General features: G+C 70.1%; 21 protein-coding genes. 12 read left to right on the plus strand and 9 right to left on the minus strand.

The annotated features are described in order from the left end of the window. Nucleotides 1–376: 3-deoxy-7-phosphoheptulonate synthase (locus JWN68_RS05120; protein WP_297735651.1), on the plus strand; the 376-nt coding region annotated here is incomplete at its 5' end. Then, entirely contained in the window at nucleotides 373–1,365 is a 993-nt protein-coding gene (locus tag JWN68_RS05125) for a GntG family PLP-dependent aldolase (protein WP_297735653.1), read from the plus strand. The genes JWN68_RS05120 and JWN68_RS05125, both read left to right, overlap by 4 nt. A gap of 19 nt (nucleotides 1,366–1,384) precedes the next feature. Here JWN68_RS05125 and JWN68_RS05130 read toward each other — a convergent pair whose 3' ends face one another. The 5 genes from JWN68_RS05130 to pknB all read right to left on the minus strand — a co-directional run bounded on the left by JWN68_RS05130 (nucleotide 1,385) and on the right by pknB (nucleotide 7,649). After that, nucleotides 1,385–2,188, minus strand: coding sequence for a discoidin domain-containing protein (locus JWN68_RS05130; RefSeq protein ID WP_297735656.1), 804 nt, complete (start codon nucleotides 2,186–2,188; stop codon nucleotides 1,385–1,387). A gap of 29 nt (nucleotides 2,189–2,217) precedes the next feature. After that, nucleotides 2,218–2,727, minus strand: coding sequence for a DMT family transporter (locus JWN68_RS05135; protein WP_297735659.1), 510 nt, complete (start codon nucleotides 2,725–2,727; stop codon nucleotides 2,218–2,220). A 556-nt stretch (nucleotides 2,728–3,283) separates the two neighbouring features. After that, nucleotides 3,284–4,009 (minus strand): hypothetical protein, encoded by a 726-nt coding sequence (locus JWN68_RS05140; RefSeq protein ID WP_297735662.1) that lies wholly within the window; start codon nucleotides 4,007–4,009, stop codon nucleotides 3,284–3,286. Nucleotides 4,010–4,867: 858 nt separating this feature from the next. After that, complete coding sequence (locus JWN68_RS19235; RefSeq protein ID WP_366519748.1) at nucleotides 4,868–5,470, minus strand: recombinase family protein; 603 nt, start codon at nucleotides 5,468–5,470, stop codon at nucleotides 4,868–4,870. Nucleotides 5,471–5,630: 160 nt separating this feature from the next. Continuing rightward, nucleotides 5,631–7,649 carry a Stk1 family PASTA domain-containing Ser/Thr kinase gene (gene pknB / locus JWN68_RS05150; protein ID WP_297735668.1) on the minus strand — a complete coding sequence of 673 codons (2,019 nt, stop codon included), beginning with the start codon at nucleotides 7,647–7,649 and terminating at the stop codon, nucleotides 5,631–5,633. A 151-nt stretch (nucleotides 7,650–7,800) separates the two neighbouring features. Between pknB and JWN68_RS05155 the strand changes: the two genes are divergently transcribed. Both JWN68_RS05155 and JWN68_RS05160 read left to right on the plus strand, forming a co-directional pair. Continuing rightward, nucleotides 7,801–8,184 (plus strand): Rv2175c family DNA-binding protein, encoded by a 384-nt coding sequence (locus JWN68_RS05155; RefSeq protein WP_297735671.1) that lies wholly within the window; start codon nucleotides 7,801–7,803, stop codon nucleotides 8,182–8,184. Further along, complete coding sequence (locus JWN68_RS05160) at nucleotides 8,185–8,628, plus strand: barstar family protein (protein WP_297735674.1); 444 nt, start codon at nucleotides 8,185–8,187, stop codon at nucleotides 8,626–8,628. It begins immediately after the preceding gene. Between the two features lie 7 nt (nucleotides 8,629–8,635). Here the strand turns inward: JWN68_RS05160 and JWN68_RS05165 are convergent, their stop codons facing one another. Next, a complete protein-coding gene (locus tag JWN68_RS05165) occupies nucleotides 8,636–9,751 on the minus strand; it encodes a polyprenyl synthetase family protein (RefSeq protein ID WP_297735677.1) in 1,116 nt (371 codons plus the stop codon). Nucleotides 9,752–9,813: 62 nt separating this feature from the next. Between JWN68_RS05165 and metF the strand changes: the two genes are divergently transcribed. Next, complete coding sequence (metF, locus tag JWN68_RS05170; RefSeq protein ID WP_297735680.1) at nucleotides 9,814–10,704, plus strand: methylenetetrahydrofolate reductase [NAD(P)H]; 891 nt, start codon at nucleotides 9,814–9,816, stop codon at nucleotides 10,702–10,704. Nucleotides 10,705–10,733: 29 nt separating this feature from the next. Then, nucleotides 10,734–11,345 carry an SIMPL domain-containing protein gene (locus JWN68_RS05175; RefSeq protein WP_297735683.1) on the plus strand — a complete coding sequence of 204 codons (612 nt, stop codon included), beginning with the start codon at nucleotides 10,734–10,736 and terminating at the stop codon, nucleotides 11,343–11,345. Here JWN68_RS05175 and JWN68_RS05180 read toward each other — a convergent pair. From JWN68_RS05180 to JWN68_RS05190, 3 genes are read right to left on the minus strand one after another with little or no spacing between them, the layout of a single operon-like run. Continuing rightward, on the minus strand, nucleotides 11,342–12,679 hold the full coding sequence (locus tag JWN68_RS05180; RefSeq protein WP_297735687.1) for an FAD-dependent oxidoreductase: 1,338 nt from the start codon (nucleotides 12,677–12,679) through the stop codon (nucleotides 11,342–11,344). The two genes, JWN68_RS05175 and JWN68_RS05180, sit on opposite strands and share 4 nt — an antisense overlap. Further along, nucleotides 12,643–13,233, minus strand: coding sequence for a DUF4126 domain-containing protein (locus JWN68_RS05185; RefSeq protein WP_297735690.1), 591 nt, complete (start codon nucleotides 13,231–13,233; stop codon nucleotides 12,643–12,645). The genes JWN68_RS05180 and JWN68_RS05185 overlap by 37 nt, the downstream gene beginning before the upstream one ends. Nucleotides 13,234–13,274: 41 nt before the next feature. After that, nucleotides 13,275–13,748, minus strand: a complete 474-nt coding sequence (locus JWN68_RS05190; protein ID WP_297735693.1) for a YbaK/EbsC family protein — start codon at nucleotides 13,746–13,748, stop codon at nucleotides 13,275–13,277. 44 nt (nucleotides 13,749–13,792) lie between these two features. On the opposite strand from JWN68_RS05190, the gene JWN68_RS05195 reads away from it, so the two are divergent. The 6 genes from JWN68_RS05195 to dinB all read left to right on the plus strand — a co-directional run bounded on the left by JWN68_RS05195 (nucleotide 13,793) and on the right by dinB (nucleotide 21,008). Then, nucleotides 13,793–14,266 carry a hypothetical protein gene (locus JWN68_RS05195; protein ID WP_297735696.1) on the plus strand — a complete coding sequence of 158 codons (474 nt, stop codon included), beginning with the start codon at nucleotides 13,793–13,795 and terminating at the stop codon, nucleotides 14,264–14,266. Nucleotides 14,267–14,376: 110 nt separating this feature from the next. Next, nucleotides 14,377–14,748, plus strand: coding sequence for a DUF6504 family protein (locus JWN68_RS05200; protein WP_297735699.1), 372 nt, complete (start codon nucleotides 14,377–14,379; stop codon nucleotides 14,746–14,748). Between the two features lie 30 nt (nucleotides 14,749–14,778). Further along, on the plus strand, nucleotides 14,779–15,213 hold the full coding sequence (locus JWN68_RS05205; RefSeq protein WP_297735702.1) for an SAV_6107 family HEPN domain-containing protein: 435 nt from the start codon (nucleotides 14,779–14,781) through the stop codon (nucleotides 15,211–15,213). Further along, complete coding sequence (locus JWN68_RS05210) at nucleotides 15,203–19,042, plus strand: DNA polymerase III subunit alpha (protein ID WP_297735705.1); 3,840 nt, start codon at nucleotides 15,203–15,205, stop codon at nucleotides 19,040–19,042. The genes JWN68_RS05205 and JWN68_RS05210 overlap by 11 nt, the downstream gene beginning before the upstream one ends. Nucleotides 19,043–19,064: 22 nt before the next feature. Then, nucleotides 19,065–19,796 (plus strand): methyltransferase domain-containing protein, encoded by a 732-nt coding sequence (locus JWN68_RS05215; RefSeq protein ID WP_297735709.1) that lies wholly within the window; start codon nucleotides 19,065–19,067, stop codon nucleotides 19,794–19,796. Between the two features lie 24 nt (nucleotides 19,797–19,820). Next, nucleotides 19,821–21,008: a DNA polymerase IV gene (gene dinB, locus JWN68_RS05220; protein ID WP_297735712.1), complete on the plus strand. Its 1,188-nt coding sequence runs from the start codon at nucleotides 19,821–19,823 to the stop codon at nucleotides 21,006–21,008. Nucleotides 21,009–21,040: the final 32 nt, after the last annotated feature.

Consider the following 21,040-nt stretch of genomic DNA (forward strand, 5'->3'; position numbering starts at 1 on the left):
GGCGGGCAAGGTCCGCGACGGACTGCCGCCCCTGGTCGAGAAGGTCACGGCCGAGGGCGTGCAGGTCGCCTGGGTCAGCGACCCGATGCACGGCAACACGTTCGAGGCCTCGACCGGCTACAAGACCCGGCGCTTCGACGACGTGCTCGACGAGATCCAGGGGTTCTTCGACGTCCACCGCGGGCTCGGCACCGTGCCCGGCGGGATGATGGTCGAGATGACCGGCGACGACGTCACCGAGATCGTCGGAGGTGGCGAGGAGATCGACGAGATCGGCCTCGCCCACCGCTACGAGTCGGTCGTGGACCCACGCCTGAACCGCGTCCAGTCACTCGAGCTGGCGTTCCTCGTCTCGGAGATGCTCCGGACGCGATGATCGACCTGCGTTCGGACACCCTCACCACCCCGACCCGCGCGATGCGGTCCGCGATGGCGGCCGCGGAGGTCGGCGACGACGTCTACGGCGAGGACCCGACGACCAACGCTCTCGAGGAGAGGGTGGCGGGCCTGTTCGGGCACGAGGCCGCCCTCTTCACCCCGACGGGCTCGCTCGCCAACGTGCTCGCCATCCGCTCCCTCGTCCGCGTGGGCCAGGAGGTGCTCTGCGAGGCGTCCGCTCACATCGCGCGCGCCGAGCTCGGGGCGCACGGCGCGATCACGGGCCTGACCATGCGCACGTGGACCGGTCAACGGGGCCAGATCGACCAGCCGGCGATCGCCGAGATGTATGCCCCGGACATGGGCCCGTTCCTGGTGCCCACGGCGGCCGTCTCAGTCGAGAACACCCACAACTTCGCCGGGGGAGCGGTGCTGCCCCTGGCCGACCTGCAGGCACTGCGGTCGTGGGCCGACGAGGTCGGCGTCGCGGTTCATCTCGACGGTGCTCGCATCTGGAACGCCCACGTCGCGACCGGCACCTCCTTCAGCGACTACGGCGCCGTCGCCGACGTGATCGCCGTCTGCCTTTCCAAGGGTCTGGGCGCACCGGTGGGCTCGCTGGTGGTGGGCTCGGCCGACGCGATCGCCGAAGCGCGCGTATGGCGCAAGCGACTGGGCGGCGGCATGCGACAGACCGGGATCTTGGCCGCTGCCGGCCTGCACGCGCTCGACCACCACCTGGAGCGCCTTTCTGTCGACCACGACCACGCGAAGCTGCTCGCCGAGGCCTGTGGTGTCGACCCGGCCACGGTGGACACCAACATCGTGGTGGTCCCGCGACCGGACGCGGCCGACTTCGTGTCCGCCGCCGCCGAGGCCGGGGTGCGGATCGCCGCGGTCGGGCCCCGCGTCGTACGCCTCGTGACGCACCTCGAGGTGTCGAAGGCCGACGCCGACACGGCCGCGGCGATCCTGACCCGCCTCTAGTGCTGGTGCTCGGGGTCGGTCACGCAGCCGGGGCGCCCGCGATGAGGATCTCGCTGATGGCCGTGTAGTCGCGCCCGAGGACACCGGCGCCAGGGGGCGTCACGGCCAGCACGCGCAGCTGGACGGTCGTGGTCGTCACGAGCTCGATCGTGAGCCGCTGGAGCTTGGACTTCTCCCGGAGCTTCTGCTGCACAGAGGTGCCGTCGTCGAAGACCCACTCCACGAGGGTGATGCGCCGGTTGTGGGGATACCAGTCGACCAGGGTGGCCCCACTGGGCACCTTCCGGGCGTAGCCGTTGATCAGCCCGACCCGACGGATGCTGGTGGCCTCCCGCAGGGAGAACGTGATCGTCTGGCCGGTCGCATCGCCCGTGGTGCGCCACGCCGTTTCCGGTTCCCCGTCGAGCATGCGCCGGGCGCCGTAGCTGACGAGCTGGCCGTCCAGGTCGGCGGTGGGCGGTGCCGCGGGTGGCGCCTTGACCTTGACCGTGCGGGTGAGGTCGACGACCTCGGCCGGCGGAGCCTGGCTCTCGGTGCTCGTCGGCTGTGGCTCTGTCGCCATGCCCGCGGCGGGATCGTCGTCCCCACCGAGGATGGATGCCAGGACCGCCAGGACCCCCAGGACCATCAGCAGCAGGCTGACCCCGACCGCCCATGGCACCCACGACGGGCTCCCGAGGTCGGGCCGGTCGGGCGACGACTCCTCGTGCAGCGTGGTGAGTGGTGTCTCCTCTGCGGGCAGCGGCGCATCGACGGGGTGGCCGCAGTTCAGGCAGAACCGCCCTATCCCCAGCTCGTGGCCGCAGCGCACACAGGTCGTCACGACGCCAGACTACGGGCTGATCGCCCCCCTCAGACCGCGATGTGGGTGACCTCGGCCTCCACGTGTCGGCGCGGGACGAGCTCGACGGCAACCATCGCGGTCAGCACCATCGTCCCGCCCACGAGCAGCCGGGCCGTGATCCTCTCGCCGCCGAGCGCCACGGCGAAGGTGGCCGCGAAGACCGGCTCCATGCTCATGATGATCGCGGTTCGCGTCGGCGCCAGGTCGGCCTGGGCCGAGGTCTGCCCGAGCATCGCGAGCGCGCCCGCGAAGATCGCCATGTAGAGCACCGAGAGCCAGTCCCGTCCCGTGTGCGGCAGCACGATCCCGTCGGGCACGGTCGCCACGAAGCAGATGGCAGCGATCACGATGATCTGGAGGTTCGACATGCCCACGGCATCGAGCGGGGTCGACCACGCACCGAGGCCCACGATGTGCACGGCGTAGAGCACCGCTGCGACGAGGGTGATCGCTTCGCCGTACCCGAGACTGAAGCCGCCCAGGGTGAGGACACCCAGACCGAGGGTGGCCAACCCCACCGCGCCCAGGTGAGGGCGCCGATCCGGGTGTGCAGGGTGGCGGCGGCGAAGACCGGCGTGCACACGACGTACATGCCGGTGACGAACCCGCTGACGCTGGCGGGTGTCTGCGCGAGGCCGGCGGTCTGCACGATCTGTGCCACGCCTACAACGTCCCCAGGACGACGGCGTGCCGGCGTGCGGCAGGGGAGAGTCGAGCGATCGCCTTCGGCGCCACCAGCAGCATGGCTGCTGCCGCGATGGCGAAGCGGACAGCCAGGAAGTCGAGGGTGGGGATCCGGTCGAGCAGGTCCTTGATGAGGAAGAAGGTCGAGTCTCACAAAGTGCGAACAGCGTGGCGAGCCGCCGACCTGCGGAACCGGTCGGATGGTTGTCATGGATACCGAACCAAAGATCGAACCGAAGACCTACACCCTCCGTGAGTACATGCTGTGCCGTGGCCTCCTCTCAGCCCTCGGGTTCACCGACTGGGACAGTGATCCAACCCTCCACTCCTGAGAAACACCAAGCCCCCCTGTCGAGCGGTGGCAGGGGGGCTTGGTGGGCTAGAGGTGGATCACATGAACTTGATCGGGGTGTCCGAAACCACGAGGTTGCTCACGGTGATGGTGCCGGGACCAGAGTCGACCACGACGCCAGCCTGACCGATGCGACCGTTGGTCGGAATGGTCACCGTCCGCGTGAAGGTGCCGTCACCGTTGTCGACGCCACCGGGGCCGTTCGGGTCGATGCCACCGAAGGGGCCACCGTCGAACGTGTTGAAGAACTGCCCGTTGATCTCCAGGTAGACACGCGGCACGCCTCCACCGTAGACAGCACCACCAGCGAGCCGGTAGGTGAAGGTCACCTCGTCACCCTGCTGCACCGCGAGGTTCAGGTTCTCGATCTGGACCGCCGAGCCGTCAGGAGCGTCGTGGCTCAGGCGAACCGTGTTGGCGTCCACGATCTCGGCGTTACCGAAGGTCGTGAAGTTGCTCTGCACGCCAGCGGCGCTGCCATCCTGACCGGGCGCTCCCGGCGCTCCTGGTGCCCCCGGCGCTCCATTGGCTCCATTGGCCCCGTTGACGCCGTTGGCTCCGTTCTTGCCGGCCTTGCGCTTGATGAATGCCTTGGTCCGCGGCGACAGGTCGCGGGGCTTGATCGTGCGGTCCTTGATGTCGACCGACGCGACCGTGTCGTTCTCGATCTGCGCGCTGGTGATGAGGCTGCCTGCGACAGCTCCGCCACTCGCCCCCACGGCGAGGACGGCAGCGGCAGCAGTGACGGTGATGAACTTCTTCATGTGAATCATTCCCCTGTTTGATGTGGTGGGTGATGCCCAAACACCGTAACCCACGGTGGGGACGCCTGGGGGAGGCCGAGGGTCGGAACTTCTTCGGGCTTGGAGTGCTGTACCGAGTGGCGGAACCGCTGCCACGCCGACTGCCGGCTGATGCCCAGCACGCCCCCGATCCGCTCCCATGTCGCACCGCCCTTCTGGGCGGCTTGCACCGCTTGGGCGAGCTCGTACTGAGCAGTGCGTGGCTGGAGCTCGCACTCTCTGACGCTGATGGCAGCCATCTCTCTCGAACGCCACAAGACTCCCCAGCAGGTAGCGGCATAACGCAAGAAAGCCCCCCACCAGAATGCTGGTGGGGGGCTTCTGTGTTTCTAGGCCACGGTTTCTGTCTTAACCCAAGACACCGACTTGTTTTCCTGACTCCGAACGGCCTCTGCTGCCTCGGCACCCAATGCGGAATGATCTTCACTCGGGACTTGTGAACACGAGCACCAGGGGCCACCTCGGTTCGGGCAATGACCTTCCGAAGCGCCTCATTGAGCATCGCAGGATTGCCCTGTTTTCAGTTGGCTGCAAGCGCGAAGAACGCATCCTCGGTGGGGATCGCCGCCACATCGGCCTCCACCTCCAACTCATCTTCTGCGCCTCCAACTCCTTGATCTCGGGGCGGTACTCCGCGAGCGCTGTCTTGTAATCTCCGACGACCTCTTCATCCTCCTCGTCGGCAATCATCGTGACCATCCGCTTGACCCTGCGACGGAGAACGTCGACCTCCTTGGCGATGGACTCCGCGTCACCACGAGCGGTCGCAGCATGGGCCAGTCGAGCTGCCGCGGTTGCGTGCTGCCCTCGCCCCTGGCGTTATCCAACAGCCACTCCAGAACACGCTCCTCGACCTGACGCTGGGACACGCTGGCAGACGCGGGACAGATCTGCGTGGTGACGGATCGGATGCCGTTGTCCCACAACTCCTGACACAGGGATGAGGTGCTCTGGCCGGCGACGAAAGCGGTATAGCACTTCGCCAACCAGGGGCCGGGGAGCGGGTTGATCGTGTAGACCTTCGAGGGTCCTTCTCGTCCGTGTCATAGAGGTAGCCGAACCGCTCGCCACCCGTGTGGGGGAGGCCCTGGTCTTTGCGGTGCTCGTGGACGTTCTTCCAGACATCGGCAACATCTGGCCGCGAGAGAACTTGCCGATCGAGGTCTCGATGTCGTTGAGGTTCTCGGTGGCCGACGCGATGAAGCCACCGGCCTCGCGCAGCTCCGCCACGTTCTGCAAGGAGTCGATAAGCTTGCGTCCCGACCGGCTGATCTTCCAGACCACGATGCCCTCGTACTGGCCCTCACGAACCTCCTCGATCATCCTGGCGATGGCTCGCTTCTTCGAGGAGCGACTGGAGGCGTCGAGCTCAATGATCGGATCACCGACGACCCTCACACCTTCACGTGCAGCCCACTTCATGCACTGGGTGACCTGCACCTCGTCCGAGATGAGATGAAGGTGGAGCCCCAGCACGCGGTCATCGCGAGCAGCGCGAGTGCTGCGAGCAGGGTGGTTCGCCGCTGCTGGGCAGCCGCGGTCGCGGTCGGGGTGGCGGTGCTCACCGCCGGAGCCTAGGGCGCTAGATCAGGTAGAGCGTGATCGTGCTGCCCCGGGCCACCATGTCGCCGGCACCGGGGGAGGTGCTGAACACGAATCCCACCCCGATGTAGTTGTCGGAGTTCTGGACGTTGACCTGGAACCCCAGCGCCTCGAGCTTCTCGGTCGCCGCCTCGACCCCCATCGCGATCACTCGTGGCACCTCCACCAGCTCGGGGCCCTTCGAGATGACGAGGGCCACGGTGTCGCCCTTGAAGAGGGGCCCTGCGGTGGGGTCCTGGGAGATCACGCCGCCCTCGGCCACCGAGTCGCTGTATTCCTCACCGGCGATCTCGACGACGAGCTTGCGTCGCTCGAGGGCGGCCACGGCCTTGTCGGCGTCCTTGCCGGTCCAGTCGGACACCTCGATGGGTCGGCGTCCCTTGCTCAGCACCAGGTCGACCGACGTGTCGGGCTTCACGGTCGTGCCGGCCGCCGGGACCGTCTTGATGACCGCACCTGCGGGAATGCTCTCGCTGAACTTCTCGACGCTGTCGCCGACGGCCAGGTTGCTCTGCTGGAGGGCGTCCTGGGCCTCGTCCTCGGTCATGGTCTTCACGGCGGGGACGTCGTAGCGCTCCGGACCGAGCGAGACCACCAGGCTGACGGTGCCCTCCTTGAGCACCCGTTCACCCGGCTCGGGCTCGGTCGCCAGCACGAGACCAGCCTTGACGGTCTCGGAGAAGCGGGGTGTCCCGACCTCGACGTCGAGGCCCTCGCGCTCGAGCCGCGACGCTGCAGCGGCCTCGCTGACGCCCAGGACTCCGGGAGTCGTGGTGTATCGCGCGAAGCCGAACCACCACGCTCCTGCCCCGACAGCGGTCAGCAGCAGCACGACCAGCAGGAACGACAGCGGCCCCTTGACCGATCGTGACCGAGGCGTGGTGTGCACCGGCAGCGGTGCGGCCGGCCTGCGGGCAGGGGGCTTGCGCGGCGGGCTCGCGACCGGGCGTACGCGCGTCGGTCCTACCACCGCGGGGAGGTGCTCGAGGGCCGTGGTGTCGTGGCGCTCCTCGACCCTGACGTCCTCGACCTCGATGTCCTCGAACGGGTCGTGACGAACCGGGGACAGGGCCAGGTCGGCGGTGAGGTCTGGGTCGTCCTGCACCCCGTCGCGCAGCGTCTGGGCCACCCGGTGGATCTGGTGCAGAAGCACGGCGGCATCGGCAGGCCGCTGGGACCGGTCACGTGCCGTGGCGCGGGCCACGAGCGCGTCGACGTAGGCGGGGATCCCCGGGACGACGCGGGACGGGGGTGGCACGTCCTCGTGGACATGGCGGTAGGCGACCTGGATCGGGCTCTCGCCCTCGTGCGGCTTGTTGCCCGTGAGCAGCTCGTAGAGCACGACCCCCGCTGCGTAGACGTCCGCACGCGCATCCGACCGGCCATCGACGACCAGCTCGGGGGCGAGGTAGGAGACGGTGCCGATGAGCACGCCTCCGGTGGCCGTGTGCTGCGTGTCGGCGCTGACTGCCTTGGCCAGTCCGAAGTCCGCGACCTTGATGTGGCTGCCGTGGGCCTCGTCTCCGATGAGGACGTTCTCCGGCTTCACGTCCCGGTGCACCAGCCCGGCGCGGTGCGCTGCTGCCAGTGCCGAGACGATCGGCTCGAGGAGCGACAGCGCCCGGGCAGGCGTCATCGGAGCTTCCTTGCGGATCACGTCTCGCAGGGTGTGGCCGGGGACGTATTCCATCGCCAGGAAGACCACACCGTCGTCGTCACCCTGGTCGTAGACGCCGACCACGTGCGGGTGGTTGAGCTTCGCCGCCGCGCGCGCCTCGCGGACGAAGCGCTGGGCGAACTCGTCGTCGTCGCCGAGCCCGGGGTGCATGACCTTGACGGCGACGGTGCGGTCGAGACGGATGTCTTCTGCCTCGTAGACGCTGGCCATGCCGCCGCGTGCGATGCGGGGCCCGATCCGGTATCGGCGGTCCAGGAGTCGACCGACGAGGGCGTCGGGCGCCGCTCGACGCGCACTCTCGACGTGCTCGGGTGGCTCCACTGCTCGACCTCCATCACCGGACGGGGAAGGATCCGGTGGGGCCATCGTACGAACCCGGCAGGCGCCGGCGGCGGTGAGACCGTGTCCCGGCGTGGCGCGGCGTGGCAGGCTGGAGGCGGCGATGCGACGCGAGGCGTGAAATAGTGCCCGTATGACGTCCTCCGACAACTCCGTCCCGCTGGCCGAAGCCGATCTCGACGCGCTCGTCGACGAGTGGCTCGACTGGGAACAGGCGGGCGACCTGCTCGGTGTCACTCCGGCCAAGGTCCGCACCATGATCAAGGACCACGAGATCGCGGAGGCGGTCCCGCGACCGGGCCGGCCGCCGTCCGTGCCGGCCGCGTTCTTCCAGGACGGCTTGGTCGTCAAGGGCCTGTCGGGACTGCTGACCCTGATGCACGACAACAACTTCACCGACCGCGAGTGCATTGCGTGGATCTTCATCGACGACGACCTGCCCGGTCGACCCATCGACGCCCTGCGGGAGAACCGCGGCGCCGAGGTCAAGCGTCGCGCCCAGGCCATGGCCTTCTAGGTGAGCGGACTGGCAGGACTCCTCGCGGGGCTGATCAGCCACCACGCCCAACCGGGCATCTACCGGTGGCACGGAGCCTTCGAGGTCGCTGACGTCCGGCGCACTGTCGAGCACGCCGACTTCGGGTTCGCCCACGTGGACGGCTGGGTGAGCGAGACCAGGGCCGAGTTCCTCGAGGTCGTCGGTCGCGCCCTCGGCTTCCGGGACGACTACGGCCAGAACTTCGACGCCCTGGGTGACTGTCTCCACGACATCGGGGCAGGCAAGGCAGGCGTCGTGCTTCTGTGGGACGGCTGGACGACGCTGGCGCGGGCTGACGAGAGGGCGTTCAACATCGCCCTGTCCGTGCTGGGCTCACGGGTCAATGCCGACCGGGGTGTGCCGTTCTCCGTGCTGCTGCGGGGCGAGGGTCCAGAGGTTCCCGGCATCGCCTCCCTCGACTGAAAGAGCCTCAGACCACTCGCTGGGTGGCAGCGGACGCGAGCTGCGCGAGCACGCCGCGTGCGTGCTCGTCGATGTCTGCTCGAACCAGCACCGCGAGGGCCTTGTCGGCGAGCGACCCGATCAGCTGCTCCACCTGGGCGTCCGCGCCGGACTCCCGGATGATCCGCCGAAGGTCGACGACTGCGGCGTCCTCGAGCGGACTGCCCAGTGAGGAGTCCAGCCGCTCGGCCTCGGCGGGATCGGCACCCGCCAGGGTCAACGCGACGAGCACGGTCCGCTTGCCCTCGACGAGGTCATCGCCTGCCGGCTTGCCGGTGAGCGCCGGGTCGCCGAACACGCCGAGGAGGTCGTCGCGGAGCTGGAAGGCCTCTCCGAGCGGCAGGCCGAAGGAGGACAGCTGCCTGCTCTGCTCCTTCGACGCTCCGGCAAGAGCGGCACCGATCTCGAGCGGCCGTTCGATGGAGTACTTCGCGGACTTGTAGCGCAGCACCGTCATGGCGGTGTCCATGTCGGCGTGGGCCCGCGCCTGGACCGATACGTCGAGGAACTGGCCGGCGATCACTTCGGTACGGCAGAGCTCGAACACGCTCAGCCCGGCATCCACCTGGGCCCGTGGCAGGCCGCAGTGACGCAGCATGTCGCCGGCCCACCCGAGAAGCAGGTCACCGAGCAGGATGGCTGCCGCGGCGCCGTACTGCCCGGGGTCCCCGGTCCAGCCGGCGCCTCGGTGCTCGCCCTCGAACGCGCGGTGTGTGGCAGGGCGGCCGCGCCTGGTGTCGGAGGAGTCCATCAGGTCGTCGTGGACCAGCGCGCTCGCGTGCAGCAGCTCCAGGGCAGCGCACGCACGGACCAGGGCAGCGTCGTCGGCGACCTCGGGCTGGATCGCGCGGTAGCCCCAGTAGCAGAAGGCGGCCCGGAAGCGCTTGCCGCCGCCGACGCACGTGCGTGCCTCCGCGACGAGGCGAGCGGCGTCCGCGCCCAGTGCGCCCAACCGGGCGGCCTGCTCGTCGAGGAAGTCGTCGAGGACCGCACGGATCTGGTCCCGGAAGGCGTCCGCGTCCCAGTCGCCGGGTGTGGCGTCACGGGCCGCGTCGGTGGGCAGGTCACTCGCCGGGTCGCTCACCAGTGGAGCCTAGCCAGTGGACGGATTCGTCCGCGCATCGCGGCCGTCCCTAGGCTTGGCGCATGACCACGGGACCCGGGCGCAGCATGCGCGAGCTGATCGAGAGCGGCGAGAAGTCGTTCTCGTTCGAGTTCTTCCCACCCAAGGACGCGGCCGGCGAGGAGCGCCTGTGGCGGGCGATCACCGAGCTCGAGCCCTACCGGCCCACGTTCGTCTCCGTGACGTACGGCGCAGGTGGCAGCTCCCGCGACACCACGGTGCGGATCACCGGCAGGATCGCCCAGGAGACCTCCCTGCTGCCGGTCGCGCACCTGACCTGCGTCGGCCACAGCCGCGCGGAGCTGATCGAGATCCTCGACGCCTACCGCGACGCCGGTGTCGCGCACATCCTGGCCCTGCGGGGGGACCCGCCCGGCGGACCGCACACCGAGTGGGTCAGCGCCGAGGACGGCCTTGAATACGCCTCCGAGCTCGTGGCCTTCATCAAGGAGCACTACGACGCGGCCGTCGGCGTGGCGGCCTTCCCGGAGGGACATGTCAACGCCGAGAGCGTCGAGCACGACGCCCAGGTGCTCAAGGCCAAGCACGACGCTGGCGCCGAGTTCGCGGTCACCGAGATGGTCCTGCGAGCCAGCGACTACTTCGCGCTGGTCGACCGCGCACGCGCGATCGGTGTGGACATCCCGATCATCCCGGGCATCATGCCCATCCTGAACCTCAACTCCATGAGCCGGATGGTCGAGCTCTCCGGGCGCGAGATGCCGCCTGAGGTGACCGCCCGCATCGAGCCACTGGCCGAGACGCCTGCGGAGCTCCGTGCCGAGGGCATCCGCATCTCCACCGAGCTGTGCCAGGAGCTGCTCAGCGGGGGCGCGCCGGGGCTGCACTTCTACACGCTGAACTTCTCCAAGGCGACCCGCGAGATCTTCACCGCGCTGCAGATCACGGTCTGAGGCCACGGCTGGTCGCTACGGTGTCGCTCATGAGCACCCACACGGTCACCGTCACCGGTCACGGCACCACCTCCGTCCGCCCGGACTCGGCCGTGGTCAGGGTGGCGGGGGTCGCCCGGGCAGCGGGTGTGGCGGAGGCGTTCGGCGGCTGCTCCGCCGCGGCGGCCGCGATCGGTGGCGTGGCGCGGCGGCACACGGGAGAGGAACGGGTCGCCACGACCGGGATCAACGTGTGGCCCTGGCACGACAACCAGGGGCAGCCGCGCGGGTTCGAGGCTCGCCATTCGATGAGCATCGTCTGCCCCGACCTGGACGCAGCCGGCGCGCTCCTCGACGAGCTCACGACCGAGATCGGCGACGCGCTCGTCGTGGAGGGCGTGGCGCTCGAGGTGTCCTCGCCCACTGCTGCCCATGAGCAGGCCGTCGCTGCGGCGTACGACGACGCAGTGCGGCAGGCCACCCAGCTGGCCGGTCTCGCCGGTGCCTCGCTGGGGGAGGTGCTCGCCATCGGCCACGCCGGTCCTGCTGGGGACGGAACCGGCCACCACCGCGGGGCGATGATGTCGGCGAAGATCGAGCCGGGGGAGACCACTGTCGGCGCGAATCTGACCGTCACCTGGTCGCTGGTCCGAGAGGCCTAGGCAGGTCCGATCGCCTGCGCGACGAGGGCGGCGGACAGGCCGACGAACGGGAGGCCGGACCCCGGCGTCGCGTGGGCGCCGGCGGCATAGACCCCGGAGATCGGCGTCGTCGGCCCGAGCCGGTCGCGGACCGTCTGCCGTCCCTGCCACAGGACCCCCAGCGGAGAACCCGACCATGCCTCCACGAGGTCGCGCGGGGAGCGGTCGATGCGCGTGACCACGTGTGGACGCAGGTCGATGCGGTGCCGCGCCAGCGCGCGGAGGACGTCCTCGGCGATCTGGCCCCGGCCGTGGATCGTCCACGCTGCGCCGCCGTCGGGAGAGGTGCCGCCGGTACGGACGACGAGCATCGGGTCGCCGTGCAGCACCACCTCGTGCGGCAGGTCGGGAAGATCGCCCTCGAGACCGACGTGGCAGACGACCGGCGGGATGGCGGGCATCGACCGGCGGACGAACCCGGCCAACGCCGGGAGCCGGCGCGGGTCGACGGCACACACGACCGCGTCGGCGTCCAGGTCTCCGGCGGAGGTGCGTACGCCGACAGCGCGACCCTTGCGCACCACGACGTCGAGCACCGTCGTGCCCCGCTCCACCGTGACCTCGCGGGTGTCGAGCCGGTCCACCAGGGCGGCTCCCAGGGCGGTCATGCCGCCGGGGATCGTCCACGTGCCGAAGGTCTGCTCGAGATAGGAGACTGCGCCCATCCAGACCGGGACGTTGCGCACGTCGTGACCGTCGGCCACGAACGGGTGACTGGCGACGAGGCGCAGGCGCGCGTCGGGGAGCACCTTGCGCAACCGCTTGTGCAGCATTTCCCGGCTGCCGAGGAGGTCGCTCAGCTCCCGGGAGGACAGGTCCCTGTCCCACGGCTGCTCGAGGTAGCCGCGACGCAGCACCTCCCACTCGCCGGCGCGCTCGTCGACGTACGCCGCCCAGGCTGCCCCCAGGCCCCCGAGCTCGTCGAAGGCAGCGATCTGCGCCGTGCGCGAACCGCTGGGCAGGCCCAGGACGGAGCCGTCGGCGAAGCGGTGCTCGCGGACGAGATCGAGCGGCTGGAGGTCCAGCTCGCGTTCGAGGGGGCGGCCGGACTTGCGGAACAGGTCGCGGATGACGGCCGGCAACAGGGTGCTCGACGGGCCGGCGTCCCAGGTGAACCCGTCGGCCCGGACGGGCTGCAGGGCGCCACCGAGGGTGTCCGAGTGCTCGACGAGGGTGACCCCGTGACCGAACTTGGCCAGGCGTACGGCGCTGGCGAGGCCGCCGAAGCCGCCGCCGATGACGACGATCCGCAAGGCGCTCACACCGACGCCGCGATCGGGTCCTTCTTCTTCCACCTCCGCCATCCCCGGCGGATGACCCTGGCGAGGAAGAACAACATGATCAGTCCCAGGGCCAGGGCGACGCCCGCGATTGCCGCAGCGGCCTCGGGGTTGTTGATCGCGAAGGCGACGACCGCGAGGACGGCAACGTCCTCGGCGAGGCTGGCGCCGATGTTGGTGACGGGCTCGGGCGAGGAGTTGATGGCCAGTCGGCTGCCGGCCTTCACCAGGTGCGACAGCAGCGCGGTGCCGCCTCCGACGACTCCCAGGACGGCCTGGTCGAGCGAGGACGCGTCACCGGCCAGCAGCACACCGATCACCGCGCCGACGGTGGGTCGGATGGCGGTCGAGATCGCGTCCCAGGTGGAGTCGATGTAGGGGATCTTGTCGGCGATGAACTCCATGGAGAACAAGAACCCGGCCATCGCGAGGACGTCCCAGCGCGCGAGCACGTCGGGGACCTGCGAGAAGTCGTTGACCCTGTCTGCGATGCCGAGCACCAGGACGACCAGATAGGCGTTGATGCCGCTGGCCCAGCCGCTGGAGAAGGTCAGCGCAAGTGATTCCACGTCCCCACCCTAGTGATGCTGGCCGGGGCCTGCCGTCACCCTCACTCGACGTCGATCTCGGGCGCACCTGTCATGGTCACGAGCTCGTCGAAGGTCGAGGAGAACACGGCCGCAGGGTGCCCCGCGGCTGCCCACACGACGTCGTACTTGCGCAGCCAGGTGTCGATCCAGGTCGGCACCGGCGCCGGGTGGTCGATGGGCGAGACGCCGCCGATGACCTGGCCGGTGTGCTGTCGCACGAAGTCGGGGGAGGCGCGCTCGAGCCGGCCGAGACCGAGATCGTCTGCGACCTTGGCGGTGTCGACGCGATGCGCGCCGGAGGTGAGGATCAGGACCGGGGTACCGCCGGCGTCGAACAGCAGGCTGTTGGCGATGGCACCCACCTCACAACCCAGCGCATCGGCCGCGAGTGCGGCGGTGTGGACCGAGTCGGGCAGGATGACCACGTCGCCCGTCCCACCACGACGGCGCAGCTCGTCTCGAAATGACGTGATCGCAGGGTGCTCGCTCGACATGATGTGAGCCTAGCCAGACGCAGACCCAGGAGTTGTCCACAGTGATGTCCCCCCGCAGGGAATTGCCCGGTTCCGTCACCAACGCGGTGCGGAGCCTGACCGCGCTCGTCGTGGTGAGCGGCGTGGCGGTGCTGCTGACATGGCTGCAGAGCGACGCGGTGATCCGGTCCTGGGCGAAGGGGAACCCGTCGGCCCAGGAGCTTCTTGCCTCGGGGGGGATGGCCTCGTTGCGGGATGCGGCGATCGTGCCGAAGTTCGTCCCGCTGGCGGTGGTGTCGTTCGTGGTCTTCGTGGCGCTGGCGGTCGTCCTGGCGGCGTTCCTCGTGGACGGTCACGGCTGGTCCCGGCTGGTCCTCACGGCGACCTGCCTCTTCGGCGCCCTCGTCGCGGGCCTCGGTCTCAGTCACGGACTGCCGGCGGCCTTCGTCGTCGTGTCCGCCCTGTTCGTCGTCCTCTGCCTCGCGCTGGTGTTCTTCCTCTGGCGCAAGGACACCAGCGACTACCTGCGCGTGCACTAGGTCATTTCCTGCGTCGCTCTTGACCCACTGTCGGTCGGGCCGTGTACCTTGGGGCTTGTTCGAACACCTGTTCGGACGCCACACGGGTCGAATGAGCCTGAGGAGCGCAGATGCGACTGTACGACGACCCCGTGGAGGTGCGACGGGGAGAGACCGACGGGCCCGACCAGTTCCTGTGGCGCGGGCGGCTGTGGAAGGTGCGCGCCGTCATGGCGCACTGGGTGGAGACGGCTCCGTGGTGGCAGTCGACGACTGTCCAGGCAGTGGTCGGCACCGATGAGCAACCCGACCTGACCCAGGAGCACGCGCCGCCGGCCGGTGCCGACCTGCTCGTCGAGCGAGAGCTCTGGCGAGTCGAAGCGGGCCGGGGGATGGCCGCAGTGACCGGCTCCGACGGCGAGGTCGTGCACACCAGTGGTGTCTTCGACCTCTCCTTCAGCTGGTCCGACGGCCGCTGGCAGCTCGTCGGCTGTGCGGACTGAGCGGCGATAACGACGATGAACCCTCACCTGTTGCCCGCGACCACCCACTCCTACCTCTCGCTGGCGGCCGAGTCGTTGCAGGAGGCGATCACGGCTCGCGACGTGCCCACCCGCTATGCCTGTGCCCACGTCGCGGCGTTGCGGGCGGCAGCCGCCCTGCTGGCAGCCCGGGCCCAGCCCGCGCCCCGGCGAGGACGGCAGAAGAACGCCTGGGTGCTGCTGTCCGAGCTCGCCCCCGAGCTCTCGGAGTGGGCGCGCTTCTTCGCGGCCGGTGCCGCCAAGCGCGCCGCTGCCGAGGCCGGCTCCACCCGGGCGGTCACCGAGCGCGAGGCCGACGACCTGGTCCGCGACGCCGATCGGTTCCTGGCCGTGGTGGAGTCGGCCCTGGGGCTGGTGCCGCACGCCCATCTCGACCGACGACTGGTCGCTGCCGGTCACCCGACTGGACAGGCCGGTGTCGCCTGATCCGTTCGTCCATCTCCACGTGGCCTCTGGCTACTCCCTCCAGTACGGGGCGTCCCGTCCGGAGGCCCTGGTCGAGCGCGCTGTGGAGCAGGAGATGGACGCACTCGCGCTCACCGACCGCGACGGCACCTACGGCGCGGTGAAGTTCGCCCAGTCCTGCGGGCGGGCCGGCATCCGGCCGGTGCTCGGGGTGGACCTGGTCCTGGCCGCCGTGGTCCCGGCGGGCTCGCCGGCTCGGGTCGGGGCAGTACGCACCCCGGTGCGGGGCGGCGCCGACCGCGACCTGCCGGTCCATCTGGGCGGGTCCCACCGGGTGACGTTCCTGGCCGTGGGCAAGGCCGGCTGGTCGGCGATCTGCCGGATGATCTCCTCCACCCACCTCACCGGTGAGCGCGGTCGCCCGGTGGCGACGCTCGAGGGACTGGCTCCTTTCCTGATGGGCGGGGACGTGATGGTGATGCTCGGGCCGGCCTCCGAGATCGGCGCGGCAGCGTCGCGCCGACGCGATGACCTCGCAGTGGCGGCGCTGGCACCGTGGCAGGAGGTCGTACCCCGCGAAAACCTGGTCGTCGAGCTCGTCTCCCACCGGCTCGCCGGCACCGGGCACCAGTGGGGGCCGGGCACCACTCCGCACGCCGCCCGGATGGCCGGCATCGCCCGGAGGGCCGGTCTGGGCACGGTGCTGACCAATGCCGTGCGCTACGCCGATCGCATCGATGCGCCGACCGTCGACGTCCTCGACGCGGCGCGACGACTGGTCGCCCTCGACCGGCGCCACGTCGACCGGGGCAACGCCGAAGGATTCCTGAAGTCCGGCAAGCAGATGCACGAGGTGGCCGAGGAGATCTGCCGGCTGGCCGGTCTCGGCGACCGCGACGGCCGTCTTGTCCTGGCCCAGACGCGCGCCGTGGCCGACCGATGTGCGCTCGACCCGCGCAGAGACCTCGGCATCGGCGAGGTGCACTTCCCGGAGTTCGAGCTCAGTGGCGCGGGCAGCAGCGCCGACGGTCTGCTGCGCGCGCGCTGCGAGGGCGCGATCGGGCGCCGATACGGTTCGGCCCCCCGCCAGCGCATCTGGAAGCGCCTCGACGACGAGCTCGAGATGATCCGAGGGCTGGGCTATGCCCCGTACTTCCTCACGGTCGCCGACATCACCGACCTGATCGGGGAGATGGGCATCCGTCGTGCTGCCCGGGGCTCCGGCGCCGGCAGCCTCGTTAACTACCTGCTCGGCATCTCCGGCGTCGACCCCGTCCGGCACGGCCTGCTGATGGAGCGGTTCCTCTCACCGCTTCGGGAGTCCCTGCCCGACATCGATCTCGACGTGGAGTCCGCACGGCGGCTCGAGGTCTACGAGGCGATCCTCGACAAGTACGGCGGGGACCGCTGCGTGTGCGTGTCGATGATGGACACCTACCGCGTGCGCCACGCCGTTCGCGACGTCGGCGCTGCGCTGGGCATGCCCCCCGGTGAGATCGACGCGATCGCCAAGGCCTTCCCGCACATCCGCGCCCGGGATGCCCGCGCCGCCCTGCGCGACCTGCCCGAGCTGAGGGCCAGCGGGCTGGGCCACGAGCGCCTCGACCTGATGTTCCGCCTCGTGGAGCGCCTCGACGGACTTCCCCGGCACATCGCCGTACACCCCTGCGGCGTGCTGCTCTCCGACATCACCCTGCTCGACCGCACGCCGGTCGAGGCGTCCTGTGCCGGCTTCCCGATGAGTCAGTTCGACAAGGACGACGTGGAGGCGCTCGGACTGCTCAAGCTCGACGTCCTCGGCATCCGGATGCAGTCCGCGATGGCCCACGCGGTGGCCGAGATCAGGCGGGTCGACGCCGTGGAGATCAACATCGACGACGAGGCGCAGGTTCCCTTCGACGACGAGGCGACCTACCAGATGATCAGCGAGGCGAAGACCCTCGGCGTCTTCCAGATCGAGTCGCCGGGACAGCGCGAGCTCGTCGGCAAGTCCGGCATCGAGTCCTTCGAGGACATCATCACCGACATCTCCTTGTTCCGTCCCGGGCCGGTCAAGAGCGACATGATCACGCCCTACCTCGAGGCCAAGCAGGGGTGGAAGACAGTGGTGCACCTCCACGACGACCTGCGACCGATCCTGGAGGCGACCCAGGGCGTGGTGGTCTTCCACGAGCAGGTGATCGAGATCATCGCCCTCTTCACCGGGGTCAGCCTCGCGGAGGCCGACGAGAAGCGCCGGGCGCTGGGCGACACCGAGGGGATGGCCCAGACCAAGATCTGGTTCTATCCGCGTGCGTTGGGGCGTGGCTATGCCCTGGTCCTGGTCGAGCGCATCTGGAAGGTGCTCGAGGCCTTCGCCTCCTTCGGTTTCTGCAAGGCACACGCCGCGGCCTTCGCGTTGCCGACCTTCCAGTCGGCCTGGCTCAAGGCGCACTGGCCGGCGCACTTCCTGGCCGGGGTGCTCACCCACGACCCCGGGATGTATCCCAAGCGGTTGATCCTCGACGACGCGCGCCAGTTCGGGATCGGGGTGCACGGTCTCGACGTCAACGCCTCGAGCGAGGCCTATGTGGTGGAACCCAGCCCTGGGCCGGAAAGCGCGGGTTACGCCATCCGGCTGGCGCTGGCCGAGGTCAAGGGCATCAGCGCCGCCGAGGTCGTCCGGATCGTCGCTGCCCGGGGCGGACTGGGGGAGGAGTGCACCAGCCCCTACGTGTCGCTCTCCGACTTCTTCCAACGGGCCCGGGTCTCGCGCCCCGTGCTGGAGCAGCTGGTCCTGGCCGGTGGCTTCGACTCCATCTACTGGATCTCCGGTGGCGACCAGACCATCCGGGCGCGGGGCCGGATCACCCGCCGCGACCTGCTGCTCCAGGTCGTCGAGCTCGACGTGCACGCCCGTGTCCTGGACCGCACGGCTCGCGGCCGGGGTCTCGCTCGGGGTCGCGCCCGCACCCCGTTGGCCCGTGCCGCTGACACGAGGGCCGGCGAGGCAGCTGAGCGCAACAGCACCGACCCCACCACCCGGGAGCAGTCGGGGGTCTGGGCCCGGGCGGTCGCACAGTCGCGCGCCACCGCGCCACCGACCCCGATCGAGTCCGTGCAGCTGACCCTGAGCCTCGGCGACGAGCCGGGCATGGGTGGCGAGGTGGCGACGGGGCTGCCGGAGATGACCACCGACGAGCGGATGCGTGCGGAGCTGGAGATCCTCGGCCTCGATGTCACCCAGCACGTCGTGACGCCCTATGCCGAGCTCCTCGACGCCCTCGGCATCACCCGGAGCAAGCACCTCCTCCAGCGCCGGAGCCGCTCCGAGCTGCTGGTCGCCGGGGTCAAGGTCGCGACCCAGACGCCACCGATCAGGTCCGGGCGCCGGGTGATCTTCTTGACGCTCGACGACAGCACCGGCCCGGTCGACTGCACGTTCTTCGAGGACGCCCAGGGCCCGTACGCCGCAACGGTCTTTCAGTCCTGGCTGCTGGTCGTGCGGGGCGAGCTGCGACGCACCGGGCGCCGCGGTGTGTCCCTGCGCGCCACCGGCGCCTGGGAGCTGTCCGCGCTCCACGCTGTCTGGCAGCGCGCCCGGAGCCGGGAGGACGCGATCGCCGACGTCCGCGCCGAGCTCGCCAGGGTGCCCGAGGGCCGCACCCGGGCCGATGAACCCGAGCGGCGTCGGGTGCTCCTCCACTCCAGCGGGTTCCAGCTGTCGCCGTACGCCGACAGCAAGCCCGCCGGTGAATCCGCTGCACCCGCTGGTGGGCTCGGTCGCTCGCTCGTTCCTCGCTCGGCTCCGTCGCCCACCGAGGACGTCGCACGCACGCTGTGGCACCGCAGTCCCGGTAGTCCCGGATGACTCGGCGACTAGGGTGGTGGCCATGTCCGCCAGTGCCAGCGAGCGTCGCCAGTCCGTCCGCACCGGTGTGGTGTGGACGGAAGTCAGTGGCCTCCTCGCCGAGAGCGACGGGGCTGCCCGCATCGTCGACATCGGGGGTGGCACCGGCGGCTTCGCCGTACCCCTCGCCCAGCTCGGTCACCGGGTCGAGGTCATCGACCCCAGCCCCGACGCGCTCGCTGCGCTCGACCGCCGGGCGCGCGAAGCCGATGTGGCCGAGCGGATCACGGGTCAGCAGGGCGACCTCGCCGACCTGGCCACGCTCGTCGAGGACGCCGACCTCGTGCTCTGCCACGGGGTGCTCGACGTCGTCGACGACCCTGCGGCCGGACTGGCCACCATCGCCTCGGTGCTCCGCCCCGGCGGACACCTCAGCCTGCTCGTGGCCCAGCGGCATGCCGCCGTCGTCGCGCGCGCCATGGCCGGCCACTTCCAGGCAGCTCGGGACCTGCTCGACGACCCGGCTGGCGGCCGAGCCGTGGGGCGCGGTGGTCGCCGGTTCACCGCCGAGGAGCTCTCGCCGCTGCTCGCTGCCGCCGGCCTGGTCACCAGCACCATCCACGGGGTCCGGGTCTTCGCGGACCTCGTGCCCGGACAGCTGGTCGACCTGGAGCCCGGAGCGAGCGCCGCGCTGGCCGAGCTCGAGAGCGCCGTGGCCACCCGTCCGGAATACCTCCCGCTCGCGACCCAGCTCCACGTGCTCGCCACCCGCTGACCTCAGGCCTCGAGGGGTGGCCCGATGACGGACACCCCGATCCTGCACGTCGACATGGACGCGTTCTACGCCTCCGTCGCGGTCCGCGAGCGCCCCGACCTGAGGGACGTCCCGGTGATCGTCGGCGGCGGGAGCCGGGGAGTGGTGCTCTCGGCCAACTACCTGGCCAGGCAGTACGGCGTCCGTTCGGCGTTGTCGATGACGCGGGCCCGGCGGCTGTGCCCCCAGGCAGTGGTGATCGCGCCGGACTTCGAGACGTTCCAACAGGTTTCCACCTCGGTGCTGGAGAACTTCCGTCGCGTGACCCCGCTGGTCGAGGTGGTCTCGCTCGACGAGGCCGTCCTCGACGTCCGCGGCTCCATCCGGCGACTGGGGCCGCCCGTCGGCATCGCCGAGCACCTCCGATCAGTGATCCATGACGAGCAGGGCATCACCTGCTCGGTCGGAGTGGCCGCATCGGTGTCAGTGGCCAAGCTGGCCAGCCGACGGGCCAAGCCGGACGGGGTCGTGGTGGTGCCCCCGTCGACGGTGACGGCCTTCTTGCACCCCCTCGACGTGGGCGAGCTCTGGGGAGTGGGGGAGAAGACCCGCACGATGCTGCACCGCCTCGGTCTGGTCACGGTCGGCGACGTCGCCCACACCCCGGTGCGCACGCTCCAGCGGGCGGTCGGGCACCGCCTCGGCAGCCATCTGCACGAGCTCGCCTGGGGCACCGACCGCCGGGCGATCACCCCCCGGGCAGGTCCGCTCGAGCCCGACAGGTCGATGGGGGCGGACGAGACCTTTGCCCGCGACACCGATGACGGCGAGGTGATCCGGCGTGAGCTGCTCAGGCTCTCGCAGCGGGTCAGCGGTCGGATGCGCGGTGCCGGGGTGGCCGGTCGCACCGTCACCATCAGGATCCGGTTCGCCGACTTCACCACCATCACCCGTTCGCGCACGCTGCCCGAGGCAACCGACGTGACGGTGGAGATCTATCGCACCGCGACCCGCCTCTTCGACGCGCTCGGACTCCAACGCGCCCGGCTCCGGCTCGTGGGGGTGCGGGTGGAAGGACTGGTCACGCGCACGAGCGTCCACCGCCAGCTGGTGCTGGGGGAGCCGGAGCACGGCTGGGCGGACGCCGATCGGGCGGTGGACAGGGCGACCCGACGCTTCGGAGCGGTCGCGCTCGGTCCAGCGAGCCTGTTGCGGACATCCGGAAGGAGGTAATTCTTCCTACCCGCTACCTCCGTGCCCACGGC

It is taken from the genome of Nocardioides sp., from assembly GCF_025964975.1.
Lineage (GTDB): Bacteria > Actinomycetota > Actinomycetes > Propionibacteriales > Nocardioidaceae > Nocardioides.

Bases quoted from the DNA above. Each gene is read 5' to 3' on its own strand.
- JWN68_RS05125 (WP_297735653.1), top strand. From the start codon at position 373: ATGATCGACCTGCGTTCGGACACCCTCACCACCCCGACCCGCGCGATG.
- JWN68_RS05140 (WP_297735662.1), bottom strand. From the start codon at position 4,009: ATGAAGAAGTTCATCACCGTCACTGCTGCCGCTGCCGTCCTCGCCGTG.
- JWN68_RS19235 (WP_366519748.1), bottom strand. From the start codon at position 5,470: ATGAAGTGGGCTGCACGTGAAGGTGTGAGGGTCGTCGGTGATCCGATC.
- JWN68_RS05155 (WP_297735671.1), top strand. From the start codon at position 7,801: ATGACGTCCTCCGACAACTCCGTCCCGCTGGCCGAAGCCGATCTCGAC.
- metF (WP_297735680.1), top strand. From the start codon at position 9,814: ATGACCACGGGACCCGGGCGCAGCATGCGCGAGCTGATCGAGAGCGGC.
- JWN68_RS05175 (WP_297735683.1), top strand. From the start codon at position 10,734: ATGAGCACCCACACGGTCACCGTCACCGGTCACGGCACCACCTCCGTC.
- JWN68_RS05190 (WP_297735693.1), bottom strand. From the start codon at position 13,748: ATGTCGAGCGAGCACCCTGCGATCACGTCATTTCGAGACGAGCTGCGC.
- JWN68_RS05195 (WP_297735696.1), top strand. From the start codon at position 13,793: ATGTCCCCCCGCAGGGAATTGCCCGGTTCCGTCACCAACGCGGTGCGG.
- JWN68_RS05200 (WP_297735699.1), top strand. From the start codon at position 14,377: ATGCGACTGTACGACGACCCCGTGGAGGTGCGACGGGGAGAGACCGAC.
- JWN68_RS05215 (WP_297735709.1), top strand. From the start codon at position 19,065: ATGTCCGCCAGTGCCAGCGAGCGTCGCCAGTCCGTCCGCACCGGTGTG.
- dinB (WP_297735712.1), top strand. From the start codon at position 19,821: ATGACGGACACCCCGATCCTGCACGTCGACATGGACGCGTTCTACGCC.